The sequence below is a fragment of the Streptomyces sp. NPDC046887 genome (assembly GCF_040644755.1).
Taxonomy (GTDB): domain Bacteria; phylum Actinomycetota; class Actinomycetes; order Streptomycetales; family Streptomycetaceae; genus Streptomyces; species Streptomyces lichenis.
Genome location: NZ_JBEYXH010000013.1, coordinates 95,388 through 111,389 on the forward strand (window position 1 = coordinate 95,388; position 16,002 = coordinate 111,389).

Here is a 16,002-nt window from a genome sequence, read left to right on the forward strand (position 1 = left end):
TCAGGACGTGGACGGCGGCGGCATACAGCCGCGGCGGGGCGGGGTGCCCTCGGGCAGATAGGACGTCGGGACGAGGCCGCAGAGATAGCTGTCCATCCAGCGGCCGTTGCCGAGGGCGTTGCCGACGAGGCGGTAGTACGGCCCGGCCTTGGCGAGGATCCGGTCCAGCCCCTTCTTGTTTTCGACCAGGACGCCGGTGACCCGGTCCAGCGCGTCCAGGGCGGGCCCGAGAGTGGCGTTGTTGTCGCCCACCAGTCCGGTCAGCTCGGTGCCGAGCTCGGTGGCGCCCTGGAGCAGGCTCGCGATGGCCGTGCGCCGGTCGTGGACCTCGGCGAGCAGCAGCCGCCCGTTGCCGAGCAGGGAGGCCAGCCGGTCCTTCTTGCCGTCGAGGGTGCGGGTGACCGCGTTGCCGTTCCTCAGCAGCTCGCCGATCTGGGCGTCGCGGCTGCCGATGGTCATCGACAGCTCGGCCAGTCCCTTGACCGCTCGGCCGACATGCGGCGGGGTGTCCCGGAAGGCACCGGAGACGGCGGTGAAGCTCTCGGCCAGCCGCGCGCTGTCGATTTCGCCGACCGTGGAGCCCAGGCCGTCCAGGGCGTCCAGCACGTCATACGGGGAGGTGGTGCGGGTGATCGGGATGCGCCGGTCCGGGTCCTGCGCCCGGGCGCCTCGGGGGTCCACGGCCAGGTACTTGGAGCCCAGCAGGGTCTTGATGCCGATGGCGACGGTGCTGTCCTCGCCGACCCAGGCGCCCTTGACGGTGAAGGCGACCTTCACCTTGGGCCCGTCGAGCGCGACCGTGTCCACCTGGCCGACCTTGACGCCCGCGATGCGTACGTCGTCGCCGGGGTTGAGGCCGGAGGACTCGCCGAAGTCGGCGGTGTAGGCGGTGCCGCCGCCGGTGAGCGGCAGGGCGTCCGCGTGGTAGACGCCGAACCCGAGCAGGGCCATCGCGGTGAGGCCGGCCACGGCGATGGCCGCCGGGTGGCGTTCGACCAGCGGCCGGTTGCCCTGCCGCCGCTTCCGCCAGCCCGTGGGACGCTTTCCGCCCCGGGGCGCGCTCATCGCCGGCACCTCTGGTCCGTGAGGGCGATGCCGGTCGGCGGCGGGCTGCCGTCGTCGGTGGCCACCCCGCTGACCCGGGCCTCGCAGAGATAGAGGTTGAGCCACGAGCCGTAGGAGGTGAGGCGGGTGAGAGCGTCCATCTTGCCGGGGGTGCGCTGGAGGAAGCGCTCGATGACCGGGGCGTTGTCGGCGAGGTTGGTGGAGAGCCGGCCGAGCTGGTCGATGCTCTGCTTCAGCGGTGCCCGGCCCTCGTGGAGCAGGGACGCGGTGCTGGTGGTCAGCGCGGCCATACCGCTGACGGCCTCCCCGATGGGCGCACGGTCCTCGGCGAGCCCGGCGACCAGCTGGTCCAGGGTGTCGATGAGGTCGGTGAAGCCGGACTCATGGGTGGTGACGGTGGCAAGGACGGCGTTGAGGTTGTCGATGACCTCGCCGATCACGGTGTCCTTGGCGGCCAGGGTGCCGGTGAGGGAGCCGATGGTGCTCACCAGGCTGCTGACGGTGGGGCCCTCGCCCTGGAGCACCTGAACGAGGGAGGCGGCGAGCCGGTTGGTGTCGGCCGGGGACAGGCCCCGGAACAGCGGCTGGAAGCCGTTGAACAGCTGGGTGATGTCCACGGCCGGCTGGGTGCGCCGCAGCGGGATGGTGGCGCCGGGGCTGAGCGCCGGGCCGGGGGCGCCGGCCCCGCGGTCCAGGGCGATATACCGCTGCCCCACCATGCTGAGGTACTTGATGGCGGCGGTGGTGGTGCCCGGCAGGGCGCGGCCCTGCTCGATATGGAACGCGACCTGGGCGTAGCGCTGCTGGACGACCTGGATCGAGTCCACCTGACCGACGGTGACCCCGGCGATGCGCACCGAGTCGCCGGGGACGAGTCCGGTGGCGTCGGTGAACCAGGCCTTGTAGGTGGGGCCCGGTCCGGTGCCGGAGTTGCTGACGCTGACGGCGAGGGTGCCGGTGGCCAGGATGGTGACAAGGACGAAGATCGCCGACTTGACGAGCGGCCCGGTGAGCCGTGCCCGGTTCATTTCAGCCTCACCTCGGTGCCGCGCAGCACGGGCCCGGCGAGCAGGCTGGACCAGTCGGGCAGGGCGGTGGCGCCGGAGGGGGAGCCGGCCTGGAGGATCTCGTTCACCAGGGTGTTCTCCTGCGGGGAGTTGGGGATGCCGAGGCCGCCCTGGGGGGTGGTGACGGTCGCCGGGCTGCTCGGGGAGGCGGGGGCCGGGCCGCCGTACGGGACCGGGTAGCAGGCCGGGCCGCCCGTGGCGTCGTAGCGGGGGCGGTCGGTGCCGGGCCGGTAGGCGCCCCGGCCGGGCAGGACCGTCACCTCCACCTGGAGCCCGGGCCGGGCGGTGCCCTTGCCCAGCGCCCGGTCCATGGCCGGGACGAAGTCGGCCAGGGTCTTCAGGGTGCAGGGGAAGGCCGGGGCGTAGCGGCTGAGCAGTTCCAGGGTGGGCCGGCCGGTGGCGGTGAGCCGGATCAGATGGGCCCGGTTGCGCCGCAGCCAGGTGTCCAGGGTCACCGAGGAGGCGGTCACCGAGGTGGTGAGGGCGGCCAGTTGCGGGCGCTGGTCGGCGAGGGTGGCGCTGGTGGTGGTCGCGTCGTAGAGGGCGTCGACGATGCCCGGCAGGGACTCCTCGTACGACTTGCTGACCTCCACGAACTCCCGGATGTCGGCGTTGAGATGCGGCAGCTCGGGGTTGAGCTTGCGGAGGTAGCCGTCGAGCCGGGTGAGGGTGGCGCCCAGTTGGGTGCCCCGGCCGTCGAGGGCCTGGGAGACGGCGGTGAGGGTGGCGGAGAGCCGGTCGGGCCGGACGGCGGTCAGCAGGGGCAGCAGGTTGTTCAGGGCCTGCTGGAGCTCCACGGCGTTGCGGCTGCGGTCGGGTGGGATGACCGCGCCGGGCCGCAGTGGGCGGGAAGAGGGGCGGGCGGGTGGCACCAGGGCCACATACCGCTGTCCGAACAGGGTGGTGGGGAGGAGTTGCGCGGTGACATCGGCGGGGACCCGCCGCAGCACACCCGGCTCCAGTGCCAGGGTGAGGCGGGCCCCGGAGCCCCGGGTGTCGATCCGCTCCACGCGCCCCACCACGACCCCGCGGAGTTTGACGTCGGCCTGGGGGTGCATCTCGTTGCCGGCGGTGCCGCTCTCGACGGTGACGCGGTCGCTGGTCTCGAAGTCGCGGTGGTAGACGGCGAGCGAGAGCCAGATCAGGGCGAGCGGGAGGAGGAGGTAGAGCGCGCCGGCCAGTCGGCGGCGCAGCCGGACGGCGGCCTCCGAGGGCCGAACGCGCGGGACGGGCGGGGCGGTGGGCACGGGGCGCGGCGGGGTCGCTACGGGCGGCGGGTTCATCCGGCCACCTTCACCGTGGTGGTGGCGCCCCACAGGGCCAGGCTGAGGAAGAAGTCGGTCACGCTGATCAGCACGATCGCGGTGCGCACCGAGCGGCCGACGGCGAGCCCCACCCCGGCGGGCCCGCCGGCCGCGCGGAAGCCGTAGTAGCAGTGGGCCAGGATCACCAGCACCGAGAAGACGATGACCTTGAGGAAGGAGAGCAGTACGTCGGTGGGGACCAGGAAGAGCGCGAAGTAGTGGTCGTAGGTGCCGGTGGACTGGTCGTTGAAGGCGACGGTCACCAGCCGGGAGGCCAGATAGGAGCCGAGCAGCCCGATCCCGTACAGCGGCACGATCGCCAGGGTGGCGGCGACGATCCGGGTGGAGACCAGATACGGGATGGCGCGGATGCCCATGGACTCCAGGGCGTCGACCTCCTCGTTGACCCGCATCGCGCCGAGCTGCGCGGTGAAGCCGGCGCCGACCGTGGTGGAGAGGGAGAGCGCGGCCACCAGGGGGGCGATCTCCCGGGTGTTGAAGTAGGCGGAGACGAAGCCGGTGAAGGCGTCGGTGCCGATCTGGCTGAGGGCCGCGTAGCCCTGGAGGCCGACGACGGTACCGGTGAAGACGGTGATGCCGACCATCACGCCCACGGTGCCGCCGATGACGGTCAGCCCGCCGGAGCCGAGGGCGACCTCGGACAGCAGCCGCTGGATCTCCTTGGGGTAGCGACGCACGGCCCGGGGCACCGACAGCAGGGCGGTCAGATAGAAGGTGACCTCGTCACCGGCGCGGTCCAGCCAGCGGAACAGGCGGCCGGGGACGAGGCGTTCGCTCAGGGCCATGGCTCACAGCCCCTTCGCCGGCACGAGGCGCAGATACAGGGCGGTCAGCACCATGTTGACGAAGAACAGCAGAAGGAAGGTGAAGACCACGGACTGGTTGACCGCGTCGCCCACGCCCTTGGGTCCTCCCCTGGGGTTGAGGCCGCGGTGGGCGGCGACCACCCCGGCGATGAAGCCGAAGACCAGGGCCTTGATCTCGCTGATGACCAGGTCGGGGATCTGGGCGAGCGCGGAGAAGCTGGCGACATGGGCGCCCGGGGTGCCGTTCTGCATGATCACGTTGAAGAAGTAGCCGCCGGCCGTGCCGACCACCGAGACCAGCCCGTTGAGCAGCACGCCGACCAGGGTGACGGCGAGCACCCGGGGCACCACCAGCCGGTGCACGGGGGAGACGCCCATGATCTCCATGGCCTGGAGTTCCTCGCGGATGGTGCGGGCGCCGAGGTCCGCGCAGATCGCGGAGCCCGCGACACCGGAGATCAGCAGCGAGACGATCAGCGGGCTGGCCTGCTGGATGATGACCAGCACGCTGGCGCCGCCGGTGAACGACTGGGCGCCGAACTGCTGGAGCAGCGAGCCGACTTGGAGCGCGATGACCGCCCCGAAGGGGATCGTCACCAGCATCGCGGGCAGAATCGTGACGCTGGCGATGAACCAGAACTGCTCCACGAACTCCCGCAGATGGTACGGGCGTCGGAACATCAGCCGCAGCACCTGGGCTCCGAGGGCGAACAACCGGCCGGTCTCGCGCAGCGGTTCCAGCACCTTCAGCGGCGGCCGGGGCGGCGGCGCTCCGGGCGCGGGGCGCGGGGTGGTGGGGGCGCTCATGGCCGCCGCCTTCCGAACCGGGGCAGCAGGGCGGTACGGGCCGTGGGCGAGGCGCCCCCGCCGTCCACCGGAGCGTCCGGTACGGCGTACACCGCCGTGGCCCGGTCCTCGGACCGTAGGTCGGCCTCCACGGCGGCGCGGGCCGCCGGGGGCAGGGTGTGCAGCAGGCCCCGTACCCGTTCGCGCCGGCGCCGTACCGCCTGGCGCTCGGGCAGTCCCGCGCTGGGCCGCATCTGCGGGACGACCTCGCGGGCCCCGGTGCGCTCGGGGACCGGTCCGGCCAGCGCCTCCCGGTCCAGGGCGGCCTGGTCCTTCTCCTCGGACATGCCGATCGGCCCGGCCATCCGCCCGCCGAGGAACTGCTCCACCACCGGTTCGTCGCTGGTGAGCAGCACCTCGCGAGGTCCGAAGGTGACCAGCCGGCGGAGGAAGAGCATGCCCATGTTGTCGGGCACGGTCCGGGCGATCTCCAGGTTGTGGGTGACGATCAGGATGGTGGCGTCGAGTTCGGCGTTGAGGTCCACCAGCAGCTGGGAGAGGAAGGTGGTGCGCACCGGGTCCAGCCCGGAGTCCGGCTCGTCGCAGAGGATGATCTGCGGGTCGAGCACCAGCGCGCGGGCCAGTCCGGCGCGTTTGCGCATCCCGCCGGAGATCTCCCCGGGCAGCTTGCCCTCCGCGCCGACCAGTCCGACCAGTTCGATGCGCTCCATCACGATGCGCCGGATCTCCGACTCCTTCTTCTTGGTGTGCTCGCGCAGCGGGAAGGCGATGTTGTCGAAGAGGCTCATCGAGCCGAAGAGCGCGCCGTCCTGGAAGAGCAGCCCGAACAGCTTGCGGGCCTCGAAGATGTCCCGTTCCGGGCTGTTGGCCATGTCGACGCCGTTCACCAGGACCCGGCCGCGGTCGGGGCGGAGCAGACCGACGATGGCCTTGAGGAAGACGGTCTTGCCGGTGCCGGACGGTCCGAGCATGACGCTGATCTCGCCGGGCGGCAGGTTCAGCGTCACGTCCTGCCAGATCGTCTGCCGGCCGAAGGACTTGGTCAGCCCCTCGACCTCCACTGCGATTCCCATCTGCTCTCCTGGTTCGGCTCTGTTCACGGCTCTCCCGTCGGCGGCGCCCTCGGCACCGGCCTTCGGTCAGCGACTGGGCAGGGGCGGCACGGGGGGTGAGGCGCCTCCTCCCGTGAGGCCGCCCTGCTGGATCCGCAGGGTGTTGCCGGGGCCCGAGATGGCGGCGGTGAACAGCCGCGACAGGTCCTCGCCCGAGGGCGTCCGGCAGCCGGTGAACGGAGGGATGGTGATGCTGCCGGTCAGCAGCCCGCCGGTGAGGAAGGGGTACTCGCCCGAGAGGGAGGTGTCGATCTTGCGCACGGTGCGGCAGCGCGGGCCGACGTCCAGCGGGACGCCGCTCAGCCGGACCTGGTGGATGCGCAGATGCTGCCAGTAGCCCACGGTGGTGGTCTGCCGGCCGCCGCGCAGGACGTTGACGATGGTCACCGGGTCCGGCTCGAAGGTGACCCTGGCGGACACCGGCTGGAAGCCGAAGGTGAGGAAGGTGGAGTCGGCGTCGGGCAGATGCAGGACGCCCAGGGAGTCCGACTCGGTGTACGAGCCGTCGGCGGAGGACACCGTCCGCTTGCCGAGGCTGAGGTGCATCAACCCCGGCTTCTTGCCCGGGTCGTTGACGATCATCGCGGCGTGCTGCTTGCGCACGGTGGCGTAGCCCACCGGGACGGTGCAGAGCGAGCCGCCGATGCCGGGGCCCTCGATCGCCCCCGGTGGCGGCTTGGGCAGCCGTGCCGGGTCGAGTTCGCCTTGGGGCGGCTCCACCGGGCAGAGGGGGGCCTTGCCCGGGGCCCGCGCGGCGCGGACCGGCGGTTCGGCGGCGGGGGCGCCTGATGCGGCGGGTTCCGGGGCTCCCGGAGCGGGGGAGGCTTCGCCGGGAGTGGGCGGCCGGGGTGGTGCCGTCGTCGCCGGTGCGGTGACCTCCCAGGAGGCCAGGCGGGGCCCCGGGGTACGCAGCGGGGCGCACCGCAGCTCGACCGGGGCGGCGGCCAGGGGCCCCGTATCCGCCTCCGGTCCGGGTGCCTCGACCGCCAGCGTCAGCGTCAACTCCCGTGCGGTGACCGTGAGCTGCCCGGCTCGGGTGGCGGTCAGCTCCGGCAGCGCGCCGGTGAAGGAGGGGGCCGCACCGCCCTCGGCATCAAGGGGGGTACGCGGGGCGACCAGCCCGGACCAGTCGGCCCGGGTGCTCCCGCGGCCGTCGAGTGCGAGCTCCGCCGTAAGCCGCGCCGTACCGGACACGGCGGTGGCGCCGGCCGGTAGCAGGGCGCGCACGGCCTCGCCGGTCAGTTCCGCTCGTACGGTGAACTCCCCTACCCGCACCGCCGTTCCCGCCCGCCCCCGGTCCGGGAACCGACCGTCGAAGACGACCCGGACGGCTTGCCGACCACCCTCTCCACCCGTCCCGGCGGCGGCACAGGAGTAGTCCGCCGCGACCGCCGGGGCCCGCCCCTTCCCGGCCGAGGCCGACACCGGCGACAGGGACGCGGCGAGTACGAGCACACCGAGTGCGACGCCCTTTGCCGCGGCGCGCGAATCGGCTGAAGCCCTCATTGCCCCACTCCTGACGCATTTCGGAATCGGCCGTTCACCTGACGGCGCTCGAACGGCCGCGACATTACGTGCGAGTAGCCAGGCGCCGCAATACACCGCACACACAGAACCGGCCATCCAAAACACCGGCGCAAAAGTCTGTCAGCGGCCTTACAGAACGGCCTTCACGATTTGTCACTTAGCGCGCCCCCGCCCCGCCAATCCACCCTGACCTCCAGGTATGGACCAGTCGCCGCACCGTTCGGATCTGACCCCCTCCTGCGACAATCCTCCGGGAGGGGAACAGCCAAGCGAATGCCGACCGCACGGCGCCCGCATCACACACACATTGGCCGGGGGCGACAAAAACCCCCGCCCGTATTCATAAGAAATTGAGCCCGAGCCGCCCCCGGCGCTCACCGGTCTCACAGAATTACCGGCAGAAACAGTGTTTCCGGGAGCGCGGCTGGTCTATCTTGCCTCTACTGTCCGTCGATACCCGTCCACGGACCGGTCAGCGTGCGTGCCACCCCCACCACCGCGGTCATGCGCAAGGCGTCAGGGCTCCCCCCACCTCCACGGGCGGGGGATCTCCCCACCCTCGAAGGCGCCGGGCAGACCGATAGAGTCCGCGTCTTCCGGCGGTCCCCCACGTCGCCGGCCAGAAAGGGACAGCCCATGCGCGATTCCTCGCCCAGCCCGGCGGCCTCCGATCCGCTGGAGCCCGTGCCCAGGGAGTTCGCCGCGATCATGCGGCCGGAGCTGCCCAGCCTGCTCCAGGAGATCAAGGACGAAGTCACGCGCACCTACCCGGAGTTCGTACCGGCCTTCACCGGTCCGCAGGCCCCGTATGTGCACGCGGCGATCGAGCAGAGCCTGACCATCTTCGTGGACCAGGTGGCCCACCCCTCGCTGCCCTCACCGCTGCGCGACGAGATGTTCCGCACCCTCGGCCGGACGGCCGCCGGGGACGGCTACTCACTCGACGCGCTGCGCGGAACCTGCCGGATCGGAGCCCGGCTGGCGCTGCGCCGCGCCAGGAAGGTCAGCAGGCACTACGACCTCTCCCCGCTGTTCATGCTCTCCTTCGCCGACACCCTCTTCCAGTACATGAACCAGCTGGAAGGGCTGGCGATCGAGGGCTATATGGAAGGCAACGTTGCCATCCAGGACGACCAGGACGGACTGCGCCGCCGCATCCTGCGGCTGCTCGCCTCGGGCAACACCGCGTACGCCCTGATCGGGGAGCTCGCCGAGCGTGCAGGCTGGCAACTGCCCGAGGAGGTCAGCATGGTGGCGCTCTCCCCCGACGCGCGCCCGGCGCGCACCTCGCTGGCCCCCGACGTCCTGGTCGACCTCACCGATCCGCAGCCCGCCCTGCTGCTGCCCGGCCCGCTGGACGACGCGCGCCGGGAGTCGCTCGGGCACGCCCTGTCCGGCACCCTGGCCGCCGTCGGCCCGACCGTCGCGCTGGCGGCCGCGACCGACTCGATGCGCTGGGCCCGCCAGTGCCTGGCCCTGGCCGAGTCCGGGATCGTCCGGGACGGGCCCGTCGTCTACTGCGAGAACCACCTGGTCACGCTCTGGCTGGAGAGCGATCCGGCCCTGGTCCAGCAGTTGGCCCGGCGTGAACTCGCCCCGCTGGACGGCCAGCCGGCCACCCGCCGCGCCCGCCTGATAGAGACCCTGCGGGTCTGGCTCGCCACCCGCGGCACCGCCGCACAGATCGGCGAAGTCCTCCATATCCACCCGCAGACCGTCCGCTACCGCATGCGCAACCTCGACGCCACCTTCGGCCCCCAACTCACCGACCCCGACCACTGCTTCGCCACCGAAGCCGCCCTGCGCGCGCTGCATCTGCGCCAGAGTGCCGCCGCCCCGGCCCGGCGCCCGGACGACCCCGCGCGTCCACCGGTGACCGGCGGGGGCGTCACCGCGGGGCGTCGTGGTCGTGCCCGGACGGGCCGCCCTGGTCAAGCAGCGGCGCCAGAGTGGAGGTGAGCTGGGTGCGGTTGCGCACATGGAGCTTGCGGTAGATACGGCTGAGGGTGGCCTCCACCGTCTTGGGTGAGACGAACATCCGCTGTGCGGCCTCCTTGTTGGTGGCTCCGGCGCAGATCAGCGCGGCCAGGCGCAGTTCGTTCCCGGTGAGCCGGTCGGTCCGGTGCTCCTCAGTGGCGACGCTGGCGGGGCGGCCCGCGAGGTGGGCGAGATGGTGCTCGGTCAGGGTGATCCACGGCCGGGCCCGGGCGGTCGTGAAGGCGGCTCGGGCGGCCTGCCACGCGGCACGGGCCGCGGCGGCCCTCCGGCGGCGGCGTTCGATACGGCCCTGGAGCAACCGGGTGCGGCCCTCCTCCACCACCCGCCCGAGCGCGGCGAAGTCCCGGGCGGCCTGGTCGAGGAGTACCACGGCCCGCTCGGGATCGCCGTCCTGGTCGGCGCAGGCCGCCCGGGCCCGGGTGAGGGCGGCGCGCAGCGCGGTGTGGTCCACGGTGTCGTCCAGCTGCCGGTGCGCCTGGTCCAGCAGGGCGTACGCGGTGGTGGTGCGGCCGGTGGCGGCGAAGGCCTCCGCGGCGTCGGGCTGCCAGCGCAGCACCGAGGGGTCGGCCGCCCCGTGGCGCCCTTCCAGCGCGGCGACCTCGGCCAGCGCGGCGGCGGCGAGGTCGGCGTGGCCGAGGTGGAGGTGGACGGCGCCCAGGACCCACAGGCTGCGGGTGGTGTGCAGGGTGTCGTTCTCCTCGCGGGAGGCCCGCAGGCCCTGGTCGGCGTGGCGCAGGGCCTGGGCGAAGGAGCCGCCGTGGCTCTGGGCCAGGGCGGCCGTGTAGTGGGCGGGCCCGGGGGAGATCCCGGCGGACGCGGTGAGGGCGAGGGCGTCGGAGGCCCAGTCCACCGCGCGGGCGCAGGAGCCGAGCCCGGCGTCCACCTCGGCGAGGCTGCGCCAGAGGTCGACCAGGTCCTCCGGCTCCCCGGCGGCGCGGGCCGCAGGGAGCAGGTCCAGCAGTCGGCGGCGGGCCTCGTCGAGCCGTCCGTCGAAGACGGCGTGGCGGGCGGAGACGTACTCGGGGCTGTTGCGGATCCCGATCCGGGCGGGTGGCACGGCGAGCGCCAGGGCGGCTGACAGCGTTGTCGGAGCGGCCTTCGCCTGACCAAGGACGCGTTGCATCCGGGCCGTCATGGCCAGGGCGGCCGCCTGGAGGGCGGTGTCGCCGCCCTGGTGGGCGAGCGCGGCCGCGTCGCCGGCGTGGTGCAGGGCCCGGGCGGTGTCGCCGCCGGTGACATTGGCCTGGACGGCGGCGCGCAGTTCGGTGGCGGCCAGCAGCGCGGGCTCTCCGGCGGCGGCGGTACGGGCGGCGGAGAGCAGCGGCTCGGCGTCCGAGAGGTCCTGGCCCTGGGCGTCGATGATGGCGAGCAGGCTCTGCACCCGCTGGGCGTTGCTGCCCCGTTCCTCGGCGATCAGGGTGGCGGCGTGCCGGGTGAGGTCCGCGCGGCCCCCGGCGGCGGCCTCCCGGGCGGCCTGGGTGAGGCGTTCCAGCCGGGGCGCGGGCCGGTCGGCGGGGGTGAGCCGGGCGGCCAGCAGCAGCAGTTCGGCGGCCAGCCCGCGTTCGCCCGCCTCGCGTGCGGTGGCGGCGGCCTCGGCGGTGTCCTCCGCCACCGCCTGGTCGGTGCCGTCCTGGGCGAGCGCCCGGTGCCGGGCGCGTTGCAGGGGGTCCCGTACGGCGCGGGCGAACGCGGCGTGCGCGCGGCGCTGTTCGGCGGCCGGAGCCGTCCGCGCCGCGGCCAGCGAGAGGGCCCGGGCGGTGAAGCGTACGGGGACGGGCAGGGTGCCGGCCTGGTGCTCCGCCGCCCCGGCCGGGGCCAGCACGCCCGCCCGGACGGCGTGGTCGAGATGGTCGTCCGCCCCGGTGTGCCCGGCCTGGCGCAGCAGATCGGCGTCCGGGCGGTGGGCGAGGGCGGCGGCCCGTACGGTGGCGCGGACCTCGGCGGGCAGGGTGTCCAGCCACTGCGCTGCGGCCTCGGAGACCTCGCGCGGGACGTCGGGCAGATGGCGCCCGGCGGTGGCATGCCCCTCCCCTGCCGCGGCCAGCGCCCGGCAGCAGACGGCGAGCAGCGCGCGGTGGCCGCCGCACAGCCGGTGCACCGGCTCGGCCCAGCGCAGCGGCAGCCCCCGCCGGTGCAGCAGCCGCGCCGTCTCCGCCGCGTCGGCGGGCGGCACCGGCAGCACGTCCGGGTGCCCGCCGAGCAGCCGGCTCGCCGTACGGGGGTACGCGGCGGTGCGCTCGGCCGCCACCACGCCCAGCCGGCCGGGTGGCAGCCCGCGGACGCAGGAGGCGAGAACGTCGGCGCTGGCGGCGTCCATCCACTGGACGTCATCGATCAGCAGCAGGGCCGGGCCACCGTGCGCCAGCAGCCGGGCCGTGGCACGTCGGGCGGTCAGCCGGCTGACAGGTTCGGTGGTGGCCTCCGCGCCGTCCAGCAGCCGGGCGAGCGCCGCGTACGGGAGGTGCCGGTCGCCGTCCTGGGCGTACACCCGCAGGCAGCGCACCTCCGCCGTCCCGGCCAGCTCATCGAGCAGGGTGCTCTTGCCCGAGCCCCACGGCCCGTGCAGCGCCACCCGCCCCCGCTCGGCGAGCAGTGCGTGCACGCCGCGGACCAGTGCGGGCCAGCCCTCGTGACCGTCCTCCGCCTCGGACGGGGCGAGTTCGGGGCACCTGTGCTGCCGAGGTCCGTTCACACCGCGCACGGTAGGGCGGCGCGCGGGGCACGCCAAGGCCGAGGCACCAACTCGCCGGCAACGCAAGGGATCTCCCGGATGCCCGGGCGCCCGCGGCAGACACAACACACGAGCACCCCGGCCGCGTACCGGCCAGCGGCGCGGGTGGCGGGGCGGGAGTGGTGGACGACCAGTCCAGCCGCGTATCGGCCGACGGGACGGCGCAGCGAGGGACCGCCCAGGCCACATTCCCGCCGTCGGCGGGGCGGACGTGGTGGGCGACCACCCCGGCCGCGTACCGGCCAGCGGCGGGGCGTAGCGCGCGACCAGCCCAGCCGCGTACCGGCCGACGGAACGGCGCGGCGAGCGACCGCCCAGGCCACATTCCCGCCGTCGGCGCGGCCGGCGAGGCGGACATGGTGGGCGACCACCCCGGCCGCGTACCCGCCATCGGCGGCGCGGCGCAACGCACGACCACCCCGGCCGCGTACCCGCCATCGGCGGGGCGGGTGGGGTGCGGGCCGGGCCGTCCGGGCCGCTTGTCGGCCGACGGTCACGGGCCCCGGCGCATCGGGGCCCCGCCCCGCGAGCGGGTCCCGCCGCACCGGCGGGACCCCGGCCTCGCGACCGGATCCGCCACCGGTCCGGCGGCCGACGCCCCGGCGGCCGACGCAAGGGATCCACCGGATACCGCGAGGGCGCCCGGCCCGAGACGCTGGCGTCCTTCCCCCTCGCACCCCGTCCGGCACACCCGGTGAGCCCCGGGCCGGGCGTCCCCACGAGGGGAAGCGTGCGCATCCGCCGGTGACGCCCGTCACCGCGCTCGGTCGACCCCGATCGGCCGATCCCCCCTCTGAGAGGACCCCCCATGTCCCCCGCGACAGCACGCCCGTTCACCGCCGCTCTGCTGGCCGCCGCCTCGGTGGCCGCGCTGACCGCCGTCTCCGCCCACGCCGCCCCGCCGCCCGCGCCGCGGGACCCGGCCCCGTCGGTGCCCGCCGATGTGCGGGCGGCCATGGCCCGCGACCTCGGCCTCACCGCCGACGGCGTCCGCGAGCGCATCGCGGCCGAGCAGCGGGCCGAACGCGCCGCCGAGGCCGTCCGCGCCGCCGTCGGCGACCGGGTCACCGCGCTGTGGTTCGACGCCGCCGACGGCCGGTTGCACGCCGCCGTACGCGGGGCGGCCGACGCCGCCGCCGTCGAGCGGTCCGGGGCCGTGGCCCACCCGGCGCGACTCAGCGCGGACCGGCTCGACGCCGCGACGGCCGCCGTCGGCCGGCAGGCCCGCGGGGTGCCCGGGGTCACCTCCTGGGGGCCGGCCGCCTCCGGTGACCGCGTCGAGCTGACCGTCGATCCGGCCCGGGCAACCGCCGCGACCGCCGCCCTGCGTCAGCGGCTCGCCGCCGAACTGGGCGAGCGGATACGGGTGGTGGAGGTCCCGGGCACCCCGCGCCAGCAGGGCGGCGATGTGGTCGGCGGGCAGAAGTGGGTGCCCAGCGGGGAGGGCGCCTGCTCGATCGGCTTCCCGGTCACCCGCTCCGGCGGCGGCCGGGCCTTCCTGACCGCCGGGCACTGCACCAACAACGTCAACCAGGCCGCCTACGGCAAGGACGGCAGCCGCCTCGGCACGTCCAACCGCGGCGGCACCGGCAGCGTCAACTCCGGTGAGGGGGACTTCGGGATCGTGGAGGTCGACCAGTCCGCCTGGCGGCTGGTGCCGACGGTGGCCGGCTGGGGCCAGGGTGACATCGCGGTGACCGGCTCGGCCGAGGCCGTGGTCGGCACCTCGATCTGCCGCTCCGGGCAGACCACCGGCCTGCGCTGCGGCCAGGTGACCAGGGTCAACCAGACCGTGGACTACGGCTCCGTGGTCATCGGCGGGCTCTCCTACTCCAGCGCCTGCTCCGCGGGCGGCGACTCCGGCGGCAGCTATGTCACCGCCTCCGGTGGCAAGGCGGTGGGCCTGCACTCCGGCGGCGGCAGCGCCACCTGCTCCGGCGGCAGCGGCCAGAAGTACACCATCTTCCAGCCGGTCAACGAGGCCCTGCGCAAGTTCGGCACCAGCCTGGTGACCTCGCCGCGCTGACCTCGCCCGGCGGAGAGGTCCACCATCACCGTACGGACGTGGGGACGTACGGGCCCCCTTCCCGGCCGCGTTGGTTAAAGACCGGGCAAAGCGGCGGGACGGGGACGGGCGGCCGGACTCCCCCACTCCGCCATGACGCGCCGGACCCGGCGGAGCCACCGCACTCCGTGCCTCCCGGTGCGTCCCCGCCGCCGGTCAGAGAGGGACCGCCCCGTGTCCGACTCCACCCCCCACTCAGCCACTCCCCGCTCAGCCCCTTCCCGTTCGGCCACCTCCCGTTCGGCCGTCCCCGAGCAACCGCCGCCGCTCTCACCGAGGTTCGCCGCTGCCATGCGGCGGGAGATCCCCGGCCTCCGCCAGGAGATCAGGGACGAAGTCCTCAGCACCTACCCGGAGTTCACGCCCGTCTTCACCGGTCCGCAGGGCTCGCACATCGATGTGGCCATCGAGCAGAGCCTGACCGCCTTCGTCGACCAGGTGGCCCGCCCCTCGCCCTCCTCACCGCTGCGCGACGAGATGTTCCGCGCCCTGGGCCGGACGGCCGCCGCACAGGGGTACTCCCTCAACGCCCTGCGCGGGACCTGCCGGATCGGGACCCGGCTGGCCCTGCACCGCGCCAAGAAGGTCAGCAGGCACTGCGACCTCTCGCCGCTGTTCATGCTCTCCTTCGCCGACACCCTCTTCGGCTATGTCAACCAGCTCGAAGGGCTGGCGATCGAGGGCTATATGGACGGCAGCACCGCCGTCCAGGACGACCAGGACGGATCGCGCCGCCGCCTGCTGCAGCTCATCGCCTCGGGCAACACCGCGCACACCTCGCTCGGCGAACTCGCCGAGCGCACCGGCTGGCACCTCCCCGACCAGGTCGCCTTCGTCGCCCTCTCCCCCGGCGCCCGCCCGGCGCGCACCGCGCTGGCCCCCGACGTCCTGGTCGACCTCACCGACCCGCAGCCCGCCCTGCTGCTACCCGGCCCACTGGACGCGGTACGCCGTGCGTCCCTGGAGCACGCCCTGTCCGGCACCCTGGCCGCGGTCGGCCCCGCCGTCCCCCTGGCCTCCGCCACCGACTCGGCACGCTGGGCCCGCCAGTGCCTGGCCCTGGCCGAGTCCGGGATCATCCCAGGCGGCCCCGTCGTCCACTGCGAGAACCACCTCCTCACCCTGCTGCTGGCCACCGACCCGGCCCTCCTCGAACAGCTCGCCCGGCGCGAACTCGCCCCCCTGGACGGCCAGCCCGCCACCCGCCGCGCCCGCCTCACCGAAACCCTCCGGGTCTGGCTCGCCACCCGCGGCACCGCCGCCCAGATCGGCGAAGTCCTCCATATCCACCCCCAGACCGTCCGCTACCGCATGCGCAACCTCGACGCCACCTTCGGCGACCGACTCACCGACCCCGACCACTGCTTCGCCACCGAAGCCGCCTTACGCGCCCTCCATCTGCGCCGGAGCGCCGCTCCCCCCACCAGCGGATGAACCACCGGTCCGGCACGCCACGGCGCCGACACCCGGCCGCGGCGGGCCCTCCTACGTCTTCCTCC

Annotated in this window: 11 protein-coding genes; 3 read left to right on the top strand and 8 right to left on the bottom strand. The window is 74.2% G+C overall.

Annotated elements, in window-relative coordinates; translation table 11 throughout:
- The 7 genes from ABZ945_RS15350 to ABZ945_RS15380 form a co-directional block, all read right to left on the bottom strand.
- Positions 1-1,065, bottom strand: coding sequence for an MCE family protein (locus ABZ945_RS15350; protein WP_361268780.1), 1,065 nt, complete (start codon positions 1,063-1,065; stop codon positions 1-3).
- A complete protein-coding gene (locus tag ABZ945_RS15355; protein WP_361268782.1) occupies positions 1,062-2,093 on the bottom strand; it encodes an MCE family protein in 1,032 nt (343 codons plus the stop codon). The genes ABZ945_RS15350 and ABZ945_RS15355 overlap by 4 nt, the downstream gene beginning before the upstream one ends.
- Positions 2,090-3,415, bottom strand: coding sequence for an MCE family protein (locus ABZ945_RS15360; protein WP_361268784.1), 1,326 nt, complete (start codon positions 3,413-3,415; stop codon positions 2,090-2,092). Before ABZ945_RS15360 ends, ABZ945_RS15355 begins: the two co-directional genes overlap by 4 nt.
- Entirely contained in the window at positions 3,412-4,242 is an 831-nt protein-coding gene (locus tag ABZ945_RS15365) for an ABC transporter permease (protein WP_361268786.1), read from the bottom strand. Before ABZ945_RS15365 ends, ABZ945_RS15360 begins: the two co-directional genes overlap by 4 nt.
- 3 nt (positions 4,243-4,245) lie before the next feature.
- The gene (locus tag ABZ945_RS15370) at positions 4,246-5,070 is read right to left on the bottom strand and encodes an ABC transporter permease (protein ID WP_361268789.1); all 825 of its coding nucleotides are present in this window, start codon (positions 5,068-5,070) and stop codon (positions 4,246-4,248) included.
- The gene (locus ABZ945_RS15375) at positions 5,067-6,143 is read right to left on the bottom strand and encodes an ATP-binding cassette domain-containing protein (RefSeq protein ID WP_361268791.1); all 1,077 of its coding nucleotides are present in this window, start codon (positions 6,141-6,143) and stop codon (positions 5,067-5,069) included. The genes ABZ945_RS15370 and ABZ945_RS15375 overlap by 4 nt, the downstream gene beginning before the upstream one ends.
- A gap of 66 nt (positions 6,144-6,209) precedes the next feature.
- Complete coding sequence (locus ABZ945_RS15380; protein WP_361268795.1) at positions 6,210-7,688, bottom strand: DUF6801 domain-containing protein; 1,479 nt, start codon at positions 7,686-7,688, stop codon at positions 6,210-6,212.
- A gap of 657 nt (positions 7,689-8,345) precedes the next feature.
- Between ABZ945_RS15380 and ABZ945_RS15385 the strand changes: the two genes are divergently transcribed.
- A complete protein-coding gene (locus ABZ945_RS15385; RefSeq protein WP_361268797.1) occupies positions 8,346-9,668 on the top strand; it encodes a helix-turn-helix domain-containing protein in 1,323 nt (440 codons plus the stop codon).
- On the opposite strand, the gene ABZ945_RS15390 is transcribed toward ABZ945_RS15385, so the two are convergent.
- Positions 9,598-12,399 (bottom strand): LuxR family transcriptional regulator, encoded by a 2,802-nt coding sequence (locus ABZ945_RS15390; RefSeq protein ID WP_361268800.1) that lies wholly within the window; start codon positions 12,397-12,399, stop codon positions 9,598-9,600. The genes ABZ945_RS15385 and ABZ945_RS15390 overlap by 71 nt on opposite strands.
- Before the next feature lie 847 nt (positions 12,400-13,246).
- Here ABZ945_RS15390 and ABZ945_RS15395 point away from each other — a divergent pair.
- Together ABZ945_RS15395 and ABZ945_RS15400 are read left to right on the top strand one after the other, a co-directional pair.
- Positions 13,247-14,464 (top strand): S1 family peptidase, encoded by a 1,218-nt coding sequence (locus ABZ945_RS15395; RefSeq protein ID WP_361268803.1) that lies wholly within the window; start codon positions 13,247-13,249, stop codon positions 14,462-14,464.
- 330 nt (positions 14,465-14,794) lie between these two features.
- Positions 14,795-15,937, top strand: a complete 1,143-nt coding sequence (locus tag ABZ945_RS15400) for a helix-turn-helix domain-containing protein (protein ID WP_361268806.1) — start codon at positions 14,795-14,797, stop codon at positions 15,935-15,937.
- The last annotated feature ends 65 nt before the right edge of the window (positions 15,938-16,002 follow it).

What these genes read in the sequence shown, in the direction of transcription:
- ABZ945_RS15350 (WP_361268780.1), bottom strand. Translation starts at nt 1,065, where the DNA reads ATGAGCGCGCCCCGGGGCGGAAAGCGTCCCACGGGCTGGCGGAAGCGG.
- ABZ945_RS15355 (WP_361268782.1), bottom strand. Translation starts at nt 2,093, where the DNA reads ATGAACCGGGCACGGCTCACCGGGCCGCTCGTCAAGTCGGCGATCTTC.
- ABZ945_RS15360 (WP_361268784.1), bottom strand. Translation starts at nt 3,415, where the DNA reads ATGAACCCGCCGCCCGTAGCGACCCCGCCGCGCCCCGTGCCCACCGCC.
- ABZ945_RS15365 (WP_361268786.1), bottom strand. Translation starts at nt 4,242, where the DNA reads ATGGCCCTGAGCGAACGCCTCGTCCCCGGCCGCCTGTTCCGCTGGCTG.
- ABZ945_RS15370 (WP_361268789.1), bottom strand. Translation starts at nt 5,070, where the DNA reads ATGAGCGCCCCCACCACCCCGCGCCCCGCGCCCGGAGCGCCGCCGCCC.
- ABZ945_RS15375 (WP_361268791.1), bottom strand. Translation starts at nt 6,143, where the DNA reads ATGGGAATCGCAGTGGAGGTCGAGGGGCTGACCAAGTCCTTCGGCCGG.
- ABZ945_RS15380 (WP_361268795.1), bottom strand. Translation starts at nt 7,688, where the DNA reads ATGAGGGCTTCAGCCGATTCGCGCGCCGCGGCAAAGGGCGTCGCACTC.
- ABZ945_RS15385 (WP_361268797.1), top strand. Translation starts at nt 8,346, where the DNA reads ATGCGCGATTCCTCGCCCAGCCCGGCGGCCTCCGATCCGCTGGAGCCC.
- ABZ945_RS15395 (WP_361268803.1), top strand. Translation starts at nt 13,247, where the DNA reads ATGTCCCCCGCGACAGCACGCCCGTTCACCGCCGCTCTGCTGGCCGCC.
- ABZ945_RS15400 (WP_361268806.1), top strand. Translation starts at nt 14,795, where the DNA reads ATGCGGCGGGAGATCCCCGGCCTCCGCCAGGAGATCAGGGACGAAGTC.